Origin of the sequence: Dermatophilus congolensis (genome assembly GCF_900447215.1) — a bacterium.
Lineage (GTDB): Bacteria > Actinomycetota > Actinomycetes > Actinomycetales > Dermatophilaceae > Dermatophilus > Dermatophilus congolensis_A.
Genome location: NZ_UFYA01000001.1, coordinates 2,539,380 through 2,560,560 on the forward strand (window position 1 = coordinate 2,539,380; position 21,181 = coordinate 2,560,560).

General features: G+C 59.7%; 19 protein-coding genes, 3 tRNA genes and 1 other RNA gene. 12 read left to right on the forward strand and 11 right to left on the reverse strand.

What is annotated here, in order from left to right; all coding sequences use genetic code 11:
- Window positions 1-2 precede the first annotated feature (2 nt).
- The 3 genes from DXZ77_RS11125 to upp form a co-directional block, all read right to left on the reverse strand.
- Window positions 3-851, reverse strand: coding sequence for a PH domain-containing protein (locus DXZ77_RS11125; protein WP_115032207.1), 849 nt, complete (start codon window positions 849-851; stop codon window positions 3-5).
- Window positions 852-866: 15 nt separating this feature from the next.
- Entirely contained in the window at window positions 867-1,037 is a 171-nt protein-coding gene (locus tag DXZ77_RS12135; protein WP_169714598.1) for a hypothetical protein, read from the reverse strand.
- 237 nt (window positions 1,038-1,274) lie between these two features.
- Window positions 1,275-1,931 (reverse strand): uracil phosphoribosyltransferase, encoded by a 657-nt coding sequence (gene upp / locus DXZ77_RS11130; protein ID WP_115032209.1) that lies wholly within the window; start codon window positions 1,929-1,931, stop codon window positions 1,275-1,277.
- 137 nt (window positions 1,932-2,068) lie between these two features.
- Here upp and DXZ77_RS11135 point away from each other — a divergent pair, with 137 nt between their 5' ends.
- The 3 genes from DXZ77_RS11135 to DXZ77_RS11145 all read left to right on the forward strand — a co-directional run bounded on the left by DXZ77_RS11135 (window position 2,069) and on the right by DXZ77_RS11145 (window position 3,709).
- Window positions 2,069-2,500 carry a nucleoside deaminase gene (locus tag DXZ77_RS11135; protein WP_115032921.1) on the forward strand — a complete coding sequence of 144 codons (432 nt, stop codon included), beginning with the start codon at window positions 2,069-2,071 and terminating at the stop codon, window positions 2,498-2,500.
- Window positions 2,501-2,578: 78 nt separating this feature from the next.
- Window positions 2,579-2,668, forward strand: a tRNA-Ser gene (locus tag DXZ77_RS11140).
- Window positions 2,669-2,818: 150 nt separating this feature from the next.
- Window positions 2,819-3,709, forward strand: a complete 891-nt coding sequence (locus DXZ77_RS11145; RefSeq protein WP_115032211.1) for an HAD family hydrolase — start codon at window positions 2,819-2,821, stop codon at window positions 3,707-3,709.
- Between the two features lie 12 nt (window positions 3,710-3,721).
- On the opposite strand, the gene DXZ77_RS11150 is transcribed toward DXZ77_RS11145, so the two are convergent.
- Window positions 3,722-5,053 (reverse strand): 3'-5' exonuclease, encoded by a 1,332-nt coding sequence (locus tag DXZ77_RS11150; RefSeq protein ID WP_220181639.1) that lies wholly within the window; start codon window positions 5,051-5,053, stop codon window positions 3,722-3,724.
- A 154-nt stretch (window positions 5,054-5,207) separates the two neighbouring features.
- Here DXZ77_RS11150 and DXZ77_RS11155 point away from each other — a divergent pair, with 154 nt between their 5' ends.
- A complete protein-coding gene (locus tag DXZ77_RS11155) occupies window positions 5,208-6,056 on the forward strand; it encodes an ADP-ribosylglycohydrolase family protein (RefSeq protein ID WP_115032215.1) in 849 nt (282 codons plus the stop codon).
- Between the two features lie 123 nt (window positions 6,057-6,179).
- Window positions 6,180-7,181: a BadF/BadG/BcrA/BcrD ATPase family protein gene (locus DXZ77_RS11160; protein WP_115032217.1), complete on the forward strand. Its 1,002-nt coding sequence runs from the start codon at window positions 6,180-6,182 to the stop codon at window positions 7,179-7,181.
- Window positions 7,182-7,240: 59 nt separating this feature from the next.
- On the opposite strand, the gene DXZ77_RS11165 is transcribed toward DXZ77_RS11160, so the two are convergent.
- Window positions 7,241-7,329 (reverse strand) — tRNA-Ser (locus tag DXZ77_RS11165).
- A 160-nt stretch (window positions 7,330-7,489) separates the two neighbouring features.
- Here DXZ77_RS11165 and ffs point away from each other — a divergent pair.
- From ffs to DXZ77_RS11190, 5 genes are all read left to right on the forward strand, one after another.
- Window positions 7,490-7,586: signal recognition particle sRNA small type (gene ffs, locus DXZ77_RS11170), an RNA gene on the forward strand.
- Between the two features lie 156 nt (window positions 7,587-7,742).
- A complete protein-coding gene (locus DXZ77_RS11175) occupies window positions 7,743-10,304 on the forward strand; it encodes a DNA polymerase III subunit gamma and tau (protein ID WP_115032219.1) in 2,562 nt (853 codons plus the stop codon).
- Window positions 10,305-10,431: 127 nt separating this feature from the next.
- A complete protein-coding gene (locus tag DXZ77_RS11180; protein ID WP_258553283.1) occupies window positions 10,432-11,073 on the forward strand; it encodes a lysophospholipid acyltransferase family protein in 642 nt (213 codons plus the stop codon).
- A 42-nt stretch (window positions 11,074-11,115) separates the two neighbouring features.
- On the forward strand, window positions 11,116-11,715 hold the full coding sequence (gene recR / locus DXZ77_RS11185) for a recombination mediator RecR (protein WP_115032223.1): 600 nt from the start codon (window positions 11,116-11,118) through the stop codon (window positions 11,713-11,715).
- Window positions 11,708-12,319: a DUF5063 domain-containing protein gene (locus tag DXZ77_RS11190; protein ID WP_115032225.1), complete on the forward strand. Its 612-nt coding sequence runs from the start codon at window positions 11,708-11,710 to the stop codon at window positions 12,317-12,319. Before recR ends, DXZ77_RS11190 begins: the two co-directional genes overlap by 8 nt.
- A 53-nt stretch (window positions 12,320-12,372) precedes the next feature.
- On the opposite strand, the gene DXZ77_RS11195 is transcribed toward DXZ77_RS11190, so the two are convergent.
- A complete protein-coding gene (locus DXZ77_RS11195; RefSeq protein ID WP_115032227.1) occupies window positions 12,373-13,710 on the reverse strand; it encodes a hypothetical protein in 1,338 nt (445 codons plus the stop codon).
- On the reverse strand, window positions 13,707-14,702 hold the full coding sequence (locus DXZ77_RS11200; protein ID WP_115032229.1) for an ATP-binding cassette domain-containing protein: 996 nt from the start codon (window positions 14,700-14,702) through the stop codon (window positions 13,707-13,709). Before DXZ77_RS11200 ends, DXZ77_RS11195 begins: the two co-directional genes overlap by 4 nt.
- Before the next feature lie 222 nt (window positions 14,703-14,924).
- Between DXZ77_RS11200 and DXZ77_RS11205 the strand changes: the two genes are divergently transcribed.
- Entirely contained in the window at window positions 14,925-16,196 is a 1,272-nt protein-coding gene (locus DXZ77_RS11205) for an aspartate kinase (protein WP_115032231.1), read from the forward strand.
- A 73-nt stretch (window positions 16,197-16,269) separates the two neighbouring features.
- Here the strand turns inward: DXZ77_RS11205 and DXZ77_RS11210 are convergent, their stop codons facing one another.
- Complete coding sequence (locus DXZ77_RS11210) at window positions 16,270-18,195, reverse strand: potassium transporter Kup (protein WP_258553284.1); 1,926 nt, start codon at window positions 18,193-18,195, stop codon at window positions 16,270-16,272.
- A gap of 111 nt (window positions 18,196-18,306) precedes the next feature.
- Between DXZ77_RS11210 and DXZ77_RS11215 the strand changes: the two genes are divergently transcribed.
- Complete coding sequence (locus DXZ77_RS11215; RefSeq protein ID WP_181816136.1) at window positions 18,307-19,404, forward strand: ArsB/NhaD family transporter; 1,098 nt, start codon at window positions 18,307-18,309, stop codon at window positions 19,402-19,404.
- Window positions 19,405-19,411: 7 nt separating this feature from the next.
- On the opposite strand, the gene DXZ77_RS11220 is transcribed toward DXZ77_RS11215, so the two are convergent.
- The 3 genes from DXZ77_RS11220 to DXZ77_RS11230 all read right to left on the reverse strand — a co-directional run bounded on the left by DXZ77_RS11220 (window position 19,412) and on the right by DXZ77_RS11230 (window position 21,153).
- Entirely contained in the window at window positions 19,412-19,933 is a 522-nt protein-coding gene (locus DXZ77_RS11220) for a thermonuclease family protein (protein WP_115032236.1), read from the reverse strand.
- Window positions 19,934-20,049: 116 nt separating this feature from the next.
- Window positions 20,050-20,126 (reverse strand) — tRNA-Pro (locus DXZ77_RS11225).
- A 94-nt stretch (window positions 20,127-20,220) separates the two neighbouring features.
- Window positions 20,221-21,153, reverse strand: coding sequence for a metallophosphoesterase (locus tag DXZ77_RS11230; protein ID WP_115032238.1), 933 nt, complete (start codon window positions 21,151-21,153; stop codon window positions 20,221-20,223).
- Window positions 21,154-21,181 lie beyond the last annotated feature (28 nt).

Sequence of the window (21,181 nt, forward strand, 5' to 3'; positions counted from 1 at the left end):
CCTCAACGTTTCCGCCGCCGCCCGTACTTCTTCAAAAGCGGCCCTTCACCCGGCTCAATCTGCTCAAAAACACCAGATCCGCCCTCACCAGCGATAATCGGATCCGACACAACCGGAACATCCGGATGAGCGCGCCGCGACTCCGCAGGAATATCGTCCTCACGTGGCACACGCCGCCACTGCGAAGGAACTTCAAACGGCTCAGTGATCGGCTGAGTCGGCGGAATAATCGGATGCATCGGAGTCACATCCTCATACCCGATCTCAAAAGCAGGGCCATCATCGCCACCCCCCTCAGTGGCGGGAACGCTCTCACTCGAATCTCGACTTTTCTTACCAGAGCCATCACCCATCGACTGCCTGATAATTTTCCGATACAAATCATCAGGCTGAGGCAACGGATGCACATGATCAAATGCCTGATCCTGCCCCGGCGTCTCAAACCGAAAATCACCAAATCCCAGCAACCTACCTAGCACCGAACGGTTGTACTTAATATCGGTAACCTTGCCCAACGGCATCATGGCCACGCTACGTACCCAAATACCGGTGATAAGTAACAACCGCTGATCAGTGCAGATAAACCACTGCCTCCGCCACTCAAACCACCGCCACGCCCACCGGGCCAACACAGCAAACCACGCCCACCACAGCAGATCACCCGCCGAGGAACTGTTAGTGGCGTTAAACCACACACAGAGCACCAACGACAGCACCACCGTGGCAACAGGCTCAGCAATATTCACCCAGTGCATATTCGTGGCAAGAACCACTTCTTCATCATCGAGAAGAAAAGCCGAAGCATGACGAAGGCCTCGTTCTCGCTGAAGAACTTGCTCCTCAGAGCCCATAACCCAGCCGCGCTATCAGCGACGCATCACACCCTGCAAAAACTCACTCAATGCCCGGAAACCGTTGATGATGATGTCGAAAAGTGCCCGCACAACTTCGGCGGACTGATTCGGTGAAGTAAAGATCGAATACACAATGAAAATGATGAACAGCCACCAGAGGACTTTTTTCCAGTCGATGTGCACAGTCGGTCCTTGACTCTCGAGAGGGGAGGTGGAGAGACGCTCAACAGCACCGGATCAAATACGTAAAAAGCCGGGCCGAAAATCTTTTCGATATATGCAAACACATAGAAACCTGACAAGACGGGGCGACTCGCCTCACGACAAGGCGCCACCGACATATCAGTGAAATGTCTCTCTCTGCGGGTCACGGGGTGTTAAAAACAGCGCAAAGAACGCAAAGAATATGTGGAAAACCGGTCAGCTACCGTGATGAACCACCCCGTAAAGACGATCACCAGCATCACCGAGACCAGGAACGATGTAGCCGTTCTCATCCAACTTCTCATCGATCGCACCTAACACGATCTTGATATCTGCCTCGCCCTCTGCCTGAGCGCCATACTCCTTCAACAGCTCCAATCCCTCAGGAGAGCCGATAAGACAGACACACGTAATGTCTTTGGCGCCACGAGCACGCAGGAAGTCCATCGACATCACCAGTGTGTGTCCCGTCGCCAGCATCGGGTCCACGACAAAAACCTGACGACCCTCAAGGTTTTCAGGCAAACGGTTCGCGTAAGCACTCACATCGAGCGTTTCCTCATCGCGCACCATCCCAAGAAACCCAACCTCAGCTGTCGGCAGAATGCGAACCATGCCTTCAAGCATCCCCAAACCAGCCCGCAAAATCGGGACCAGAACAGGCTTAGGATCTGCCAAACGCACACCGATAGTGCTGGTCACAGGGGTATTGATTTCCATCGGAGCTGTCCGGATATGCCGCGTCGCCTCATAGGCCAGCAGCGTCACCAGCTCCTCAGCGAGGCGACGGAACGTAGGGGAATCAGTGCGTCGGTCCCTCAAGTAAGTGAGCTTGTGCTTGATGAGCGGATGGTCGGCCACGTGTACCTGCATGGTCGAAACTGTACGGGGAGTCGACGGTCGGGTGTGAGCTCGGCACGAGAGAGGAAGCCATGAAACCCGAAGAAACCCCACAACCCGTAGGGGAAGAACCCACCGGTTTCACAGCCGCACTCGCTGACCACGCCGCCATGCGCACAGCCCTAGAACTTGCCCGCAAAGCTGCTGCACACGGCGATATTCCGGTCGGCGCTCTCGTCCTGGATCAAAACCAAAAAATCCTCGGACACGGCAGAAACACAAGAGAACTTGAGAAAACTCCGACGGGGCACGCCGAAATCGTTGCGCTCACCGCAGCGGCAAAAACAATCAACTCCGGCCGCCTAGACGGATGCACACTCGTGGTCACCCTCGAACCATGCGTCATGTGTGCGGGAGCAGCAATGTCAGCCAGAGTCGCCCGCATCGTCTTCGGAGCATGGGACGACAAGGCCGGCGCCTGCGGCTCTGTATGGGACCTACCCCGAGACCCACGCGCACTACACCGCATCGAAACCATCGGTGGCCTCTACGCCCACGAATGCGCCCACCTCCTCACCACCTTCTTCGAAGCGCGACGATGATCCACCCCACCCAACACTGGAGGAACCTGAACGCAACGGATTTCGCCGAACGGGGATCTCTCGTTTAACGTAGTTCGCGGTGGCGTGTCCGAGCGGCCGAAGGAGCGCGCCTCGAAAGCGCGTGAGGGGGCAACTCCTCCGTGGGTTCAAATCCCACCGCCACCGCCATAAAAAAGGTGAGCCGGTTCCCACAGGAACCGGCTCACCTTTTTGTTCCCCTACAAACATCCCCCCGCCCCCCAACTAGCTGCCAAACAACCACGTCGTAGCCTGGAAGTAACAGCCACCACCTCCACACCTCAATGAACGGCGGCATGAATGAACAACCAGTCTGAGCAAGCACAGACAACAAGCGCCAACACCCAACCCTGGGCACAAGGACGCCGCACAGTCCACGACGTTCCCGCCCACCTCGTACCCGCTCTAGTCGTCGCAGACATGGACGGCTCACTCCTAGACAGCAACGGCAACATCCCCGACACCTTCTGGGACGTCCTCACCCGTATGCGCGAACGCGGCATCGCTTTCGCCCCCGCCTCCGGACGACAACTCGCGACTCTCCGTGAACTCTTCGCCCCCGCCGGCGACAACCTCTACACCATCGCCGAAAACGGCGCCTACGTCGTCCACGGCGATGAAGAAATCTCCTCAGTCACCCTTGACCACAACACCGTCACCACCGCCATCAACATCGTGCGAAACACCCACGAAAAAGGCCACCGCCTCGGCGCCGTCGTCTGCGGAAAACGCTCCGCCTACGTCGAATGGAACCACCAACCATTCCTCGACCAATGCCGCGTCTACTACGCCGCCCTCGAACTCGTCGAAGACCTCCACACCATCGACGACGACATCCTCAAAGTAGCCATCTTCGACTTCGGCCCAGCCGAAGAGATCGCCCACCACTTCAACCCCCTACGCCACACACACCAAGTCGTCATCTCTGGCCCCAACTGGATCGACGTCATGTCCCACGGAGTACACAAAGGACTCGCAGTCCAAGAACTCCAAAAAACACTCGGAATCGACCGAAAACACACACTCGTATTCGGCGACTACTTCAACGACGCCCACATGCTCGACACCGCCGAGCTCTCCTTCGCCATGGCCAACGGCCACCCAGAAATCATCCAACGCGCCAACTACATCGCACCCCCCAACACCGAACACGGCACCATCACCGTCCTAGAAACCCTCCTCAACCGCTAAAACCACCACAACTCACACCGGATCAACCGGATCAACCCTCCCCACACCACCACGCCGCGGACACGCCGAAGCCCAATGCCCCACCTGCAAACACCGACCACACCGCGGCCCCCGCTCCACCGGCAACGCAGGCAACGGCTTACGCACCGGCCGAGCAAACGAACCCGACCCCGGCACAGGCGCCACCGGAGCAGGCGGCGGAATCAAATCATCAAAATACGTCGGCACCCCCACCGACACCGCCAACGCCCTCAAATGACGCACATGCCCCGACCTCAACACCTCCACATTCGCAAACGCCGCCTGCCTCACCAACTCCAAAAACCGCTCCAACGTCCCCCGAATCGCCTCCGCCGAAAACCCCGAACGCACCGCCGAACGATTCAACAACCGCACCTCATCTGCAACAACACGCCCCCGCGACAACAACGTCACCAACGCATCCGTATACGCCGCAGCCCGCGCATCATGTAGCTCAACAACCCCCACCGACATCGAACGCAACACCTGCGTCAACCAGCCATCCACCACCGGTGCAGGCGGCAACGCCGACCGCGGCCTACCCACACCCGCCACCGCCTCCCGCGAAACCTCAGGCAACACCGGCACCGGAAACACCACCCGCCCCATCTGCCCCGGCAACAACACACTCGCCACCTCACACACCGCAGCGGCCTCCGCCACAGCAGACCCATCCGGCCGATGCCGCGTACCCAACCGCGCCGCCACTGTCCCCAACCGATGATTCGGCGTATCCACCATCAACTGAGACAACCGCCCCAACGACACCGCAGGCACACTCGGCGCCAACAACCCCGCCCGCAAAAACTCCGCCCGCAACACCTCCTCCACAAACTCCGCGTTATGCGCCACCACCACCGCCCCACCCAACATCGCCACCAAAGCCCCCGCCACATCCACAAAACCCGGCGCACCCGCCACCTCCCGGGCACCCAACCCATGCAACGACGAACCACCCACCTCCACCCCCGGATCCACCACACTCGACCACGCAGACACCTGCCCACCTGGCCCCCCAAAACGCACCACCGCCACCTCCACAACGCGATCCTCATGCGAATTCAATCCCGTCGTCGCCACCGCAACCGCCGCGAAAGGCCCACCCAACACAAACCCTCCGCTGGCCACTCCCACCGCCCGCACCCCATATCCAAAAAACGCAGTACCACCCGAAGAACGCCCCCCACCCCCCAACGCCACCGGACGCTCAACCCGAACACCGCCACCCACCCCACGCGAACGGCCACCCACACCCAAAAACACCCCCACCAACACCACAGCAGCCACCAACACCACCAACACCACCAACACCACCAACACCACCAATCACACCCCCCCAAACAACTCCACAACAAACACTCACCTATCGATCGACCAGCCACACCACCGACTGAGACCCACCACCACCGCAAAAACCAACCCAACCCCACCCAACACGGCATCCTGGAACACGCACGCCAAAAGAAAGGCTAAACACGTGGGAACCACACCCGACTACACCGACCGCGCAGCAGGAACCCTCTCAGGAACCCATCTGGGACTCGTCCTAGGCGCCATCACCCACGGCCTCACCCGCACCCAAGCCACCACCACACTCAACGACGCCTTCCCCGACTTCACCACTGCCCACCCCACCACCATCGACATCGAAAACCTCGCGACCGCCTACGCAACCCACTCACCTCCCCCCACCCCCGCCTCCCACACACTCCCAACCTGGATACCCATTGCCCTAGCCACAGGACTCACCCACCCCTGCGACCCCATCGCAACCCTGGCAAACCACGTCGGCAACCACCTCCCACCCGAACACCGCGGACGCCTCACCTACGCAGCAGCAGCAGCCACCGCCACCCTCATCTCCGCAGCCCTCGAAGGAGTCCCCTGGACACAAGCCTTCGCCCTCAGCCTCTCCGCCGCCGACACCATCGAAAACGCCACCCCCACACCCACACCCCACCACCAAGCAGGCCCCAGCATCAGCGCCCGACTCACCTGGGCACACGCACTAGCCACCAAAGCCTCAGAAGCCCCCGCAGACATCATCACCCTCCTCATCGGCACCTCCAACGCACCCCAAGAAACCCTCCCCGCGGCATGCGCAATCATCGGCATGCTCACCCACAACGACACCCCACCCAACCCAGTCCAAGCCGTCCGCGCCACAGCCCAACTTGGCGGCGACAGCACCCACACCACCACTCTCGTCGGAGCCATCACCGGCGCCCTCAACGGACAAAACGCCATCCCCACCCACCTGCACCACCCCAACCCCAACCTCAACACCCTCAACCACATCACCACCACCCGCACCCACCACCCCTGACGCATACGAACCTCCACCCTAAAAAACCACCACTACCTACGATTAACCACACCCCAAAAAACAGGGCGACACCGTAAATACACCGCCTGTACCGCCGGCACCACCCCGAGGACAGGACACACCATGACCAACCCCAACACCCCCATCAACGGACACATCCTCCACACCACCAACGCCCCCACCCCCCACCCCACACCCGACCTACTCATCATCGACCTTGGTCGCCGAGGCCTGCGCGCCCACCGCACCGGCGCTAACCCCACCGCCGCCCTCAACATCCCCGACCTAGCCCACACCACCCTCGACACCGACACCCTCATTACTACCTGTCAACCCCTCCTCACCACCGGCTCCACCCCACCCCAGCACGTCATCGCCGCCATCGACCCCACCACCCACCCGCTAGACCTGGGACACCTTCACACCCGCCTCACCCATGAAACCAACGCCCCCACCCTCGTCGTCGACTCTCTGCTCACCACTCTCTTCGGCGCACTCGAAAACGTCCACGCAGGCGTCATTGTCGACCTCGGCGCCACCGCAGCCGGACTAGCAACCAACCTCAAAGACACCTGGCAACGACTCGACGGATGGGGCAACCTCCTCGGCGGACGAGGCTCCGCCGCATGGATCGGCAAAGAAGGACTCTGCGCAGCCTTACGCGCCCGCGACGGCGTACCCAATGGCTCTGAGACACTCCTGGACCTGGCGCGCAACGCCTTCGGCACCGAAAACGCATGGCCACAACTATTCAGCACCCCAAGAACACACGACCTCCTCGCTGACTTCGCTCCCCTCGTAGCGCGTGCCTGCGTCGACGGCGACCCAATCGCACAATTCATCATCCGCGCAGCCGGAGAACATATCGCCGACACCCTCACCGCTGGAACATCCCTCGTCCCCGACAGTGCAATAACCGTCACCGGTGAACTGCTCATGATCGAAGCAGTAAAAATAGCCATCGCATCAGCTCTCGGAAAAAGACGCCTCTTCCTCGTCCCCGCCCTGCACGACTCCCGCTACGGAGCAGAAAAACTCGGTGAATGGCTCTGCGAAGGAAACCAACTCCCCCACAAACCACCGTTCGTGCATCGGGGTGACCACCGTGCACTGTCAGCCACATGAGCCCCACAGGCGCCCGCACGCACAAAAAAGGAGAGGCACCCAAACGAGCGCCTCTCCTATGGCGGAGGATAGGGGATTTGAACCCCTGAGGGTGGTTAACCCAACACGATTTCCAATCGTGCGCACTAGGCCGCTATGCGAATCCTCCAACGACAACGTTACCCGACAAAGGCGGCCCAACCGAAATCCTTAGCTCAACAGCTGTTCACCGCCTGCTCGCACCCCTGCTCCCATAACCCCAAAACCTTCACAAACCCAGCAAAAACAGCATTGTTGGCATCCCCAGGGGCAGCTGCGCTAGCCTTAAGCCAGACCCCTCGTGTGGTGGTACCTCACTGAACTCCCCCAGGGCAGGAATGCAGCAAGGGTAGGTGTGCTCTTCCAGGTGCGCGAGGGGTCCCTTCATGCCCTGGAACACACACCACACGTGTGAATCCCCTCCACGTATCAAGAACCAAAAACCCGATACGCGCCGGTCAAAGCCCCCAACAAAAACAACGTACCCACCCCAACGGTGCGGGCAAGAAAACCATCCGGCCACGGGCAGCTAACCTCAGGTACGTGACACAAGCCCTGTACCGCCGCTACCGACCCGAAACGTTCTCAGACGTCATCGGACAGGAGCACGTGACCGAACCGCTCATGAACGCGTTGAAGTCCGGCAGGGTCGGGCACGCCTACCTGTTCAGCGGTCCACGCGGCTGCGGTAAAACTACGAGCGCTCGCATCCTCGCCCGATGCCTCAACTGTGAAAAAGGCCCCACCCCTATTCCATGCGGCGAATGTTCCTCTTGTAAAGCTTTGGCCCGCGGCGGAGCAGGAAACGTAGACGTCATCGAAATTGATGCTGCAAGTCACGGTGGCGTTGATGATGCCCGAGAACTACGAGAAAAAGCGTCCTATGGGCCAGCAAACTCCCGTTACCGCGTTTACATCATTGACGAAGCGCACATGGTTACCCCCCAGGGATTCAACGCACTACTGAAGATCGTTGAAGAACCACCCGAACACGTGAAGTTCATCTTCGCCACCACCGAACCGGAGAAAGTGATCGGGACTATCCGATCCAGGACACATCACTACCCATTCCGTTTGGTCCCGCCCATGGCCCTGGGTGCATACCTGGAACAGGTATGCACCCAGGAACAGATCGAAGTGGAGCAAGGAGTGCTCTCCTTCGTAGTTCGTGCAGGAGGTGGCTCAGTACGTGACTCCATGTCAGTTCTCGATCAGTTAATGGCTGGATCAGGCGGTCGAATCACTTACGCAGGTGCCGCCGCACTACTGGGATTCACCGAAGGAGAGTTGCTCGACGCCACTGTTGATGCGATTGCGGCTCAAGACGGTGGAGCAGTTTTCAGGCAGATCGACAGGGTGATCGAGACCGGACAAGATCCTCGTCGATTCGTTGAGGACCTCTTAGAACGCTTCCGCGATTTGATCGTTATTGCGGCGCTCAATTCCACGGAGTCTGCTTCGCAAGAGACCCTCTCAGCTGTGTTGCGCGGTATGCCGGTGGACCAGATTGCCCGTCTACGGGAGCAGGCAACCGCATTCGGCACAGGTGAGTTGTCTTATGCAGCAGATGTCGTTAACGAGGGTTTGAGTGCTATGACCGGGGCTACGGCACCTCGACTGCAGCTGGAGTTGCTGTGTGCACGGCTATTGTTGCCTCGCTCAGCTGGTGAGGATGGTGTTATTGCTCGTGTGGGGCGCCTAGAGCGTCGGCTTGAGCTCGGGGGCGCACCTGCTTCAGCTAGGAGCGAAACACCCAGTGCTACAGCTCGTCCCTCAGGTGGTTCTGACGATGCCCAAGATGTGGGCGCTTTGCGTTCACATGCACAAGAAATCAACACTCCTCATAGTGCTGATGGGCCTGTTTCAGCTGCTGTTGGTGATGTAGTGCCCACACGACCAGAGCCAAAGATGTCAGTCCGTCAGCGAGGCGCTGGTCAAACAGGGAAGGCGAGCTTGCCCCAACAGGCGGCACCGACCAGCAAAAACGAGGAGTCACCACAGCAAGGTGCGCTCGCAGGGGTGGATACGGATGCGATTCGTCGGGCATGGCCAGATGTGTTGGCCGTTATTTTTGGGATGAGACGAGCGACATGGACCTTTTTGTCGCAGCACTCACAGGTGCTTGATTTTGATGGTCAGCGTTTGCTTCTTGGTATTAATTCGCGGGGTCTTGCTCGTACGTTCGTGCAGGGCAGCCATGCTGAGGTGGTGCGTCAGGCGCTTATCGAGGCCCGGGGAGTGGATGTCAGGGTTGAGGGCGTTGCCATGGAAGACCGTGGTGAGGTGATTGCGGCAGGTTCAGTGCGTTCTCGTGGTGTAGGCAGGGCTAGACGAACTGCACAGGCAGCGAACAAGCGCGCGCCGGTTAATGCGCGCGGTGGCGGCGCACAAGAGACGGTCAGCAGAGACGCGGCAACTGTTGCTGCAGCTCGTGCTGTGGATGCGCGGCCAGATGTCTCGGTGATAGGAGATTCGCGCCTTGAGATGCGATCGAGTGCTGCGGTAGAAGCGGCGCAGCCATCGAATTACCCGGATGATTTGCCACCAGAACCGGTGGAATATGACGAAGGTTCGGGAGATCCCTTTGCTTCAGGTGCGCATGAATGGGGTTCTGCAGCTCCTGTTTCTTCACAGCGACGGGATGAGCGTTTCCAGTTTCGCTCTGCAGAGCGCAAACCGCAGGTAGATGAGACTGTTCATCAGGTTGAATCGGTGGAGCCTAATGAGCAGACAGAGCCTCATGAGACGCCTGTGATAGGGCCAACGTCCGTTGTGGAAGAGGTTGCAGAAGAGACGGTGCCTGTTCCATCGGGTGCGGGGTCGTTGTCGGCAAGTACATCTGCACCTGCTGTGTCTGGAGGTGGGGCGACGCGACCACACTCAGGGCACGAGGCTTTTCGTGCGGCGATGGCAGCTAGAAAGGCGAAAACAGCTGGGACAGGAGTGGGTTCTTTTGGGGCTTCCGAGGTTTCTTTAGAGGATGAAGATTCGTTTGAATCTGGTGCCAGTGCTGATGATGAAGATATTTCGGATTTGTCTCAGGTGGGGCAGCCTGTGATTGCCGAAATACTTGGTGGTGTGGTTATTGCCGAGCTGGATGAATGAGTTTTGTAGCGGTTTGCCTCCACGACTGTTTGGTGAATTGCAAGTGAGAGTATGCGCTGTTAGTGAAGTTTTTAATGGAGGGGGAAGTTAGGTGTGGTATGAGCTGGGGCGTAAGACGGTTGGCCCTGTGGGCCGTGCACTTTTGCGGCCGACTGTGCTGGGTAAGGAGAATATTCCTTTGCGCGGTCCAGTGATTTTGGCGAGTAATCATTTGTCTTTTTTAGATAGTTTCATTATTCCGATGACAACGCCTCGTGAGATCGCTTTTTTAGCTAAGAAAGAGTATTACACGGGGTCGGGTATTTCCGGTTTTGTTAGCCGGACTTTCTTTACCAGTATTGGTGCGATCCCAGTTGATCGGGATGATCCGCGTGCAGCTCAGAAGTCCTTGGAACTGCAGTTAGAGGTACTGGCGCGCGGTGGTGCAGTGGGTATTTATCCAGAAGGGACGCGTTCGCGGGATGGGCGTTTGTATCGGGGGCGTACAGGGGTTGCTGAGCTGGTGATGAAGTCGGGGGCAGTGGTGGTGCCGACCGCTTTGCAAGGAACGGAGAATTTACAGCCGGTGGGATCGCGGTTTATACATCCTGCGAAGGTGTGTGTGCAGTACGGAAAGCCGATGAATTTTGCGGATAGGTTCGTTGGCGTGCCTAAGGGGGTGGTGCGTAGAAGTATTACGGACGAGATTATGGGGGCGATTCAGGCGATGAGTGGTCAGGAGTTGGCGGGTGCGTATAACGAGAGACCTGGGGTGGTATCTGCCGGATGAGAGCTCTCGGAGTTAGAGGGTGTCGGGGGCTAGGCTGATGGTGTGTATGAAGGCGCGGTTCAGGATCTAATTGACGAGCTGGGGCGGTTGCCCGGGGTCGGCCCGAAGAGTGCTCAGCGGATCGCGTTTTTCCTGCTTAGCGCTGATGAGGCGGATGTGCAGCGGTTGGCTGAGGCGATGCTGCATGTGAAGGAGACTGTTCGGTTTTGTGAGGTCTGCGGCAATGTCGCGCAGGAGCAGAAGTGCCGGATTTGTGGGGATCCGCGGCGTGATGCCTCGAAGATTTGTGTGGTGGAGGAACCTAAAGACGTGATTGCGATTGAGCGCACGCGTGAGTTCCGGGGGCTGTATCACGTCTTGGGTGGGGCGATTAATCCAATGGAGGGCATTGGCCCGGGGGACTTGTCTGTAGCGCAGTTGTTTTCGCGTCTTGCTGATGGGGTTGTGCAGGAGGTGATCATCGCGACTGATCCGAATTTGGAGGGTGAGGCTACGGCTACGTATTTGGCTCGGTCGATGGGGTCGATGGGTGTTTCAGTGTCACGTTTGGCTTCTGGCTTGCCAGTCGGGGGCGATCTTGAGTACGCGGACGAGATCACGCTCGGCCGCGCCTTCGAAGGGAGGCGGATGATTCATGTCTGAGTCGGTGCAAGGTGTTGGTAGTTCTGGTGGGCAGGTGCCTGATGATTTGGTGGTTCTTGCTGAGGAGACGGCGTTGGAGGCGCGCACATTCTTGGCGGCTGCTCGTGGTGTGGCTGGTGGTGCTTCGCCGGAAACGGCGATTCCGTTGCTGTTACTTGCGGTGTCGCAGGTTTTGGTGACGGGTGCGCGGTTGGGCGCGATTATGGATGTTGTGCCGTTTGAGCGCTTTGAGCCTGATTTGGGTAGTCAGGAGGATGTTGATGACATCCGGGATGGGCTGGCGGCGTTGTTGCGGGGAATTGATGAGTATGTGGATGTGGTGGATCCACTGCTGCGTGGGGACGTAGTGAGTGGAAGTTTGAGTGGCGATATCGCCGACGTGGCCTCGGATTTGATGCATGGGTTGCGCCATCACGCTGAAGGGGCGGTATCGGAGGCGTTGTGGTGGTGGCAGTTCAGTTATTTGGCGACGTGGGGGTCGCGGGCGGCGAGTGCGTTGCGAGTGTTGCAGTCGTTGTTGGCGCATATTCGGTTGGATGCCGATGAAGACGCGATTGCGCAGGCGCAGTTTGAGGCTTTGCATGCTGATGAACAGCAGGGTTGAGTCTAGTTCGGCCCGGTTCCGCGGGGCGGTGCCGGGCTTTTTGCTGCCGGGGGTCAGGTGTTGGTGGGGGCGTGGTGGATGGTGTGTTCGCCGTATGCGGCTGGGCCGGGGATTTTGAGTCGTCGGGTGGTGTAGGCAGTGGCGGTGGCGCCTATGAGAGCCCAGATTGCCAGAGAGATGGGCCAGTGTGGTGTGAGTTTTTCTGCTTGTTGTGTGGTGGTGCGGTGTTGTTCAGTGATGGTTGCGCGGATTTTTTCAGTGGGGGTGGGGGGTGTGTTTTGTGTGTGTTCGGTGGGGCGGCTGGGCAGGGGGCATTCGTCGATGGTGGGTGGGGTGGGTGGGGTGGCGCGAGTGGTGCGGATTGCGGTGCGTAGGGCGGTGAGGGGCTCGAAGGCGAGGGTGCGGGGGATGTGGGGGGCGGCGTCGGCGAGGGTGATGAAGGGTTGGGGGAGTAGGAGCCACCAGATGTGGTCGGGGCGGTTGCGGTGGCGGGTGGTGTTGGTGACTGTGCAGGTGATGAACTGTTCGGGGTGGTGTCCGTTGGTGGTGTGCAGGGGGGTGCTGGTTGCGACGTGGGCGTTGGCGGCTTCGTTGGTCAGGGGTAGGAGTGCGGAGAAGAGGAGTACGGGGGTGAGTATGAGTGCGCCGGTGATGGTGATGGCGGTGAAAGAGGCGAGGGCGCGGTGGGCGATGAGGGTGGCCGTTGCTGAGCCGAGGCAGGTGAGGGTCCATCCGGTGATGGCGAGGGTGAGCAGGGTTCCGGTGAGGTCGAGTGGGTTGGCGTTGCCTAGGAGGGTGCCGATAGCTAGGGCGGGGGTAGCGATGAGGAGTAGGAGTGTGTATTGGGTGGTGGTGGCGAGGGTGGTGCCCCAGGAGATGGTGCGAGGGGTGAATCCGGTGAGGCGGAACATGTCGAGTAGGCCGGTGGCGCGGGTACGGGCCAGGGGGGTGACGCCGAGGATGGGGGCGAGGATGAGGGTGGTGATGAGGGTGGTCGTTGCGGTGATGCTGTGTAGGAGGGTGGGGGCGTTGGTGCCGGTGGTGGCGAGTGCGAGCAGGAGGAATCCGTAGATGAGTGCGGTCCAGGTGGCGGTGATGGTCCAGGTAAGGCGGGTTCGGGCGGTGGTGCGTAGTTCGAGTGCGGCGATGTGTGTGATGGCGGTGAGGGTGTGTCGCCGGGCTGGGGTGTTTAGGGGTGGGGGGATGGGGGTGCGGGGTAGGGCGTCGGTGAGGCGGGCGATGCCGGTGTGAGGGGTTCGGTTGTCGCTGCGGGTGGTGGCGGGTTTGGGGGCGTGTTGGGTTTTGCGTTGGGTTTTTTCTGCTTTGCGACGGTCGGTGGTCCAGCGCCATTCGCGGGTGCGTTTGGTGCGTTTGGGTAGGCGTAGTTTCACGGGGTGGCCTCGTGGCCGTGGATGGTGGGGGTTTCGTTGAGTGGGGTGTGGGTGGTGTTGCTGGGGCCGAATCCGTAGACGGGTACGCCTGATCGGGTGAGGGCGTTGAGTAGGGCGGTGGCTTCGCGTTCGTGGGTCATGGCGACGTCGACGGCGGCGCGGTGGGTGAGGCGGCCATCGGGGGTGGGCACGTCTTCGTAGTCGACTCCGTTGGCGTTGAGGGTGGTGCGGAGGATGTCGCCGTCGAGGCTGACGATGCGCCAGCGGTGACCGTTGGTGGTGTGGAGTTCGTGTGATCCGGTGATGCGGCCGTGGTCGATGGTGACGCAGCGGTGTGCGACTTCGTCGAGGAGCCAGGGGTCGGGGGCGGTGGCAAGGATTGCTGTTCCGCGGTGGGCTTCGGCGCGTAGGTGGTCGGCGATGTGTGCGCGGTCGTCGCTGTCGAGTCCGGTGAGTGGTTCGTCTAGGAGGAGGACGGCGGGGTTGTGGATGGTGGCGCAGGCAAGCATGAGGAGGGTTTGGGTTGCCAGGGGCAGGGTGCTGGCGTGTGTGTCTGCGACGTGGGTGAGGTTCATTCGTTCGATGAGTTCGTTGGTGCGTAGGCGTCCGGTGCGTTCGGGTAGGCGGTGTCCGATGGTGAAGGTGCGTAGGAGTTCGCGGGGGGTGACTGGGCCGAGGTTGGTGCGGGTGGCTGGGAGCCAGCCGGTGTGTGCGCGGGCTTGTTGGGGGTGTGTGGTGGGGTCGATGCCAGCGATGCGGATGGTGCCGGAGGTGGGGCGTAGGATTCCTGCGGCTACGCGCATGAGGGTGGTTTTTCCGGATCCGGCTGGTCCGGTTAATGCTGTGATGGTGCCGGGTAGAACGCCTAGGCGGGTGTGGTCGAGGATGGTGCGTTTTCGGTGGGTGAGCACGATGTTGGTGAGTTGCAGGCCGGGTTCGTCGGTGTTTCCGCTGGTGTGGGTGCTGGGTTCTTTCTCGGCGACGTTGTTCATGCGACCTTCTGAGGCGTGAGGGTCTCCCCTGACCGGGTTTGTGGTTCATGTGTTTATCGGCGGGGTGTTGTTGTGTGTGAGGGTTTTTGGTGGGTTTTTGGTGGGTTTTTTGGATGGGGGTGGGTGGGGTTGGTTGGATGGTCAGGCGGTGGTGTGAATTGTGTGGAGCTTTAGACTTGGCGCGAATTGTCGCGTTGTCTGCGTTGGAGAGGCGTGTAGTCCATGAGTTTGGTGGTGCAGAAGTACGGCGGTTCGTCGGTGGCGGATGCTGAGAGTGTTAAGCGTGTTGCGCGGCGGATTGTGGAGACTAAGCGCGCAGGCAACGATGTGTGTGTTGTCGTCTCGGCGATGGGGGACACGACGGATGATTTGATGGATCTTGCGCAGGAGGTGACTCCGCTTCCTCCGGCGCGTGAGCTGGATATGTTGCTGACTGCGGGTGAGCGCATTTCGATGGCTGTGTTGGCGATGGCTATTGAGGCGTTGGGGCATTCGGCGCAGTCGTTTACGGGATCGCAGGCTGGTGTGATCACGGATGAGGTGCATGGTCGGGCGAGCATTATTGATGTGACCCCTGGCCGGATTCAGTCGGCGTTGGCTGAGGGCCATATCGCGATTGTGGCTGGTTTCCAGGGAGTTTCGCAGACGACGAAGAACATCACGACGTTGGGTCGGGGTGGTTCGGATACGACGGCGGTGGCTTTGGCTGCGGCGTTGGGTGCGGACGTGTGCGAGATCTATTCGGATGTTGATGGTGTTTTCACGGCTGATCCGCGGATTGTGCCGAAGGCGCGTCGTCTCGAGCGTGTCTCCACAGAGGAGATGATGGAGATGGCGGCTTCTGGCGCGAAGATTCTCATGTTGCGTTGTGTGGAGTACGCGCGTCGTTTCAATGTTCCGATTCACGTTCGCTCGTCGTTCTCGCATAAGACGGGCACCATCATCACTGACGAGCCTCGAGGAGGAGACGCTGTGGAGGAGCCGTTGATTACGGGGGTGGCGCATGATCGTGGCCAGGCAAAGGTCACGATTACTGCGGTGCCGGATATTCCTGGGAAGGCTGCGAGTATTTTCCAGGTGGTTTCGGAGGCGCAGGGCAACATCGACATGATTGTGCAGAATGTGTCTACGTCGAAGGCTGGTACGACGGATATTTCGTTCACGTTGCCGATGGCTGATGGTGACCGGACTGTTCAGGCTCTGGATCAAGTGCGTGAGCAGATCGGCTTTGAGAACATTTTTTACGACGACCAGATTGGTAAGTTGTCGCTGGTGGGTGAGGGTATGCGTTCTCACCCGGGTGTTTCTGCAACCTTGTTTGCTGCGTTGGCTTCGGCTGGGATCAACATTGAGATGATTTCGACCTCGGAGATCCGTGTTTCGGTGGTGACACGGGATGATCAGTTGGATGAGGCTGTGCGTGCTGTGCATTCAGCGTTTGGTCTCGATGATGAGCAGGTTCAGGCGGTCGTGTACGGCGGTACTGGTCGCTGATTTGGTAGTAGCTGTGTGAGGCAGCGGTGTCACGATAGTTCGTGGCGCCGCTGCTTTGTTGTGTGGTGGCGGGCTATAGGTACATGGATCCGCCAAGGATTGCGGTGCGATGGGGTGGTAGGTGGAAGGCTTCAGCGCGGCTGCCTGCGTTGCGGTTGAGAAAGATGAACAGGCCGCGGCGGATGCGGGTGAGTTTGTTGTAGTTGTGGTCGGGGTGAATGTGCAGTACGGAGAGGAAGTAGCGGGCTTCGTCGGCGTCGTAGGTGAAGTGGGGGTCTTTGCCCGCGCTCCAGGCGAGGTTGTGGGGCACATCGCGGGAGTCGTTGAAGCCTAGGCGGATGCGTATGGTCACGATGCCATCGTCTTCGGTGCCGATGTCGGTCACGGTGACCCGGTCGTTGTGGCGTACGTGAGGGATGTTGGTGGTTTCGACGGTGACGATGGCGATGTTTTCGTGAAGGACGTGGTTGAAGCGGAGATTTTCTTTGAGGGCGAGGGGGACGGTTTCGAGGTTGTGGTGTAGGTAGATCGCTTGTCCTGGGACGCGGGGGATGCCTTTGTCGGAAATTTTTTCCAGCCAGGTCAGGAGATTGGTTTCGAGGCTGGCTCTGCGCTTGTTGGCCAGGTAGGCGCCGCGCATCCAGGTGGTCATGATGATGAGGATGATGGTGGCGATGACGATGGGTAGCCAGCCGCCGTGGATGATTTTGGTGAGGTTGGCGGCGAAGTAGAGCAGTTCCAGGCTGCCGATGAGTGTCGTGATGGGGGCGATGACCCAGGCGGGCCAGTTCCAGCAGCGGTGGGCGAGCATGGTGAATAGGACGGTGGTGAGGATAAGGGTTCCGGTGACGGCTAGGCCGTAGGCGTTGGCGAGGGCTGCGGAGCTGCGGAAGCTGAGGATGAGGATGGCTACGCCGATGGCCAGGGTGGTGTTGATGATGGGTACGTAGATTTGTCCGCCTTCTTCTCGGGAGGTGTGGCGGATGGCGAAGTGGGGTAGGAGGCCGAGGTTGAGGGCTTGTTGTGATACGGAGAAGGCTCCGGAGATGACGGCTTGGGATGCGATGACGGTGGCTGCGGTGGCGAGGATGACTACGGGGATGAGCAGTGGGGTCGGGACAAGGTGGAAGAAGGGGGAGTCGATGGCGGCGGGGTTAGTGAGGATGAGGGCGCATTGGCCGAGGTAGTTGAGTAGGAGGCAGGGAAAGACGATGAAGAACCAGGCTTTGCGGATTGGGGGTGCGCCGAAGTGGCCCATGTCGGCGTAGAGGGCTTCGGCGCCGGTGATGGTGAGGACTGCTGCGCCGAGGGCGATGAAGGCGACGGCGGGGCGGTCGAGGGCGAAGTAGATTGCCCAGGTGGGGGAGAGGCCTTGTAGGACGGCTGGGTGGGTGAAGATGTGGGGGATTCCGAGGGCGGCGATGGTGAGGAACCAGAGCATCATGACTGGTCCGAAGGCTTTGCCGACGGCGTGGGTGCCTTTGTGTTGTAGGGCGAAGAGGATGGTGAGGATGATCAGGGACAGGGGGACTACGAGGGTTTCGGCGGTGGGGTCGATGATGGCGAGTCCTTCGACGGCGCTCATGACGGAGATGGCGGGTGTGATGAGGGAGTCGCCGTAGAAGAGTGCGGCGCCGAGGATGCCTAGCAGGGTGGCGGTGTAGATGTGTCGGGGGTTGCGGTAGATCCTGCGTAGGAGCGCGGTGAGGGTGAGGATGCCGCCTTCGCCGTTGTTGTCGGCGCGCATGACTAGTGCGATGTATTTGATGGACACCACGATGGTGATGGACCACACTACGAGGGAAAGCACTCCGTAAACGTCTTCGGTGGTGGCTGCGACAGCGTTGTGGTCTGTGGAGAAGACTGTTTGGAGGGCGTAGAGGGGGCTTGGCCGATGTCGCCGAAGACGACGCCGAGAGCGCTCAGGAGAACGGTTACGCCGTGTTTGTGGGGCGTGGTGTCCTCGTTCTCTGTGGTGTTCACTGCTGCATGGTGTCACTGAGTGCGATTAGTTGCTGCTCATGTTGGGTGTGCTTGTGTGCAACGGTGCGGTGGCTGGGGGAGCGAGTCTGCGCGGAAGGTGTTTTTATCTGCGGCACGATTAGCAATTGTGTTTACTCACACTGTTATTCCTGTTGTTGAGCGGGTTGCTCCGGTTGTCGCTTTCCTTGTGACGGTCACTGTCTTGGCTGATGTGGCTCAGCGTGTGGGTGTTTTTGATGTTGCTGCTCGCTGGATTGCGGGGTGGGGGCGGGGTCGTACGTTTCTTTTGTGGTGGTTGTTTTCTGTTTTTGCTGTCGTTACTACTGTTTTTCTTTCTCTTGATACGACGGCTGTGTTGTTGACGCCGGTGGCGCTTGCGTTGGCTAGGCAGGTGGGTGTGCCGGTGCGGCCGTTTGTGGTGACGACGTTATGGGTTGCCAATACGGGGTCGTTGTTGTTGCCGGTGTCGAATTTGACGAATCTTATGGCGGTGGATCGTTTTGCCCGGTGGGGGTTGGGGCATGGGGATTATGTGGCGTTGGCGTTATGGCCCGGGTGTGTGGCGATTGTGGTGACGTTGGTGTGTGTGGTTGTGATGTATCCGGCGCTGGTGTCGGGCAGGTATGGGGTGGTGCCTGCTGGTGAGGGGTGTGATCGGGTTTTGTTGCTGGTGGGGTTTGTGGTGTGTGGGGCAGTGGGGCCTGCGTTTGCGGTGGGGGTGGAGCCGTGGTTGGTCTCGTCGGTGGGTGTTGTGGTGTTGGTGGGTGCGGTGTTGGTGCGGGATGCGGGGTTGTTGCGTGGGGTGGGGGTGCCGTGGGGGATGGCGTTGGGGTTTGTGGTGTTGTCGGTGCTGGTTGGTTGGTTTGAGGGTGTGGGTGGTTTGGGTTGGTTGGGTGGGGTTTTGGGGTCTGCAGAGGGTGTGGGTGGGTTGTTGCGGGTGGCTGGTGTGACGGCGTTGTTGGCGAATGTGGTGAACAATTTGCCTGCGTATTTGGCGGTGGAGGGGGTGGTTCCGGGTGATGCGGTGGGGTTGATGGCGGTGTTGGTGGGGGCGAATGTGGGGCCGTTGGTGACGCCGTGGGGGTCGTTGGCGACGTTGTTGTGGCTGCAGCGGTGTTCGGCTGCGGGAGTGAAGTGGAATGTGTGGCGGTTGGGGGGTGCTGGGGTGGTGTGTGCGGGGTGCGCGGTTGTTGCGGCGACGGTGGTGTTGGGTGTGGTGGGGTGAGGGGGGGTTATTTGGGTTGGTTGGGTGTGGTGGTGCAGGCGGCCCAGAGGCCGCGTTGTGCTTTTTGGGCTTCTTTTTGGGCTGCGGTGTAGGCGGGTTGGTAGCGGTATGGGGGTTTGGTGGTGGTGGCGTGGACGTATCCGTCGTTGATGAGGTTTTGGGCGACGTTGGTTCCGTCTGAGGTGAATATGTGGCGTAATAGGTGGCCTTGGGGGTCGCGGTTGCTGTAGGTGGGGTCTGCCTCGAGGCGTACGGCGGTGGCTTCGATGAATCGGCGTATGCGGTTGGTGGCTTCTTGGGTGTAGCAGCTAGTGCCTGGGGGAGTGCTGATTCCGATGAGACGGATGTGTTCGGTGGTGCCGTCGAGGTCAACTTTGATGATGTTGCCGTCGGTGATGCCGGTGACGTGGGCGAGGTGGTCGGTGCTGGATGCGGCTGAAGCGATGGGGTTGATTTTGCAGGCGCTGAGGAAGGCGAGGCTTAGGAGCGCGGTGGTAGTGCAGAGGAGATGTGTGTTGTTCGCCTTCACTCTTTAACTCCATCACATCGCGTGTGCAGGGTAACCGGTGTGGTTCGGGTGTGGGATGGGTTGGGCATCAGGGTGCTGAAAGGGCCCCTCACCTAGGTGAGGGGCCCTTTCAGAGTTGGTCGGGGTGACAGGATTTGAACCTGCGACCTCTTCGTCCCGAACGAAGCGCGCTACCAAGCTGCGCCACACCCCGAGGATGCTGTGGACTTAGTCCCAGCGACTCCCAACGTTAACGCACGTGGGTGCTTTTCTCCCAATCGGTCTGCTTTGGCAGCAGATGACGCTGTTCAGTGCTCTCGTGGGGTAAGAGTCAACAGTGATGCTTCGGGACGTGCCGCGATACGGATTGGAACGAACGGGGAGGTACCCAATCCGCCGGAGACATGAAGCCAGGCTGCTTCGGCTGGTGCGTGGGAAGAATCGATTCCGTTCGCTCCCTCCCACCAACGCGATAATCCTTTAACCCGGCGCGTATCCAAGTCACAGTTAGTGACGATGGCGCCGTAGCCCGGAATTGCTAACTGCCCGCCGTGGGTGTGGCCAGCGAACATCAGGTCCACTCCTTCGGCGGTCATCGCCTCGAGCACACGTGTGTAAGGGGCGTGAAGTAGACCTAGTTTTAGATCTGGGGTCGGATGTTCTGGTGCGGCCGGAATCTGGTGGAACATGTCGTACTTCAGGTGAGGGTCATCGACACCGACCAGCGCGATTTCTACGCCTTTGACGGTGAGGTGGCCGCGGGCGTTCGATAGGTCACGCCATCCCATCTCACCTAGCCCAAGAACAAGTGCCTCCGTAGGTAGACGTTTCGAACTTGGTGTTGGCTCGGACTTCAGCAGATATTTCATTGGATTGCGCGCAGCAGGGGCGAAATAGTCGTTCGACCCCAACACGAACGCACCAGGCAGGCGCAGTAATGGCTCTAGCAAATCCAACACCACAGGGACCGAGTCAGGGTGAGAGATGTGATCACCGGTGTCAATGACCAGATCAGGTTCCAGGTCAACGAGACCGGCGATCCATTCCTGCTTGCGCAGCTGCCAAGGCATCATGTGGATGTCAGACAGATGGAGAACTCGGATCTGTGGTGCCCCGGGTGGAAGAACAGGCACCGTGAAACGACGGAGCGTGAAATTGTTGCGTTCTACAAAAGCTCCGTAGGCGGCAGTTCCAACGGCTGCGGCCGCCAAAGCAGCGGCTCCTCGCATGAGTGTGTTCATCGTTAACCATCTTGACAGATGTAGTGAT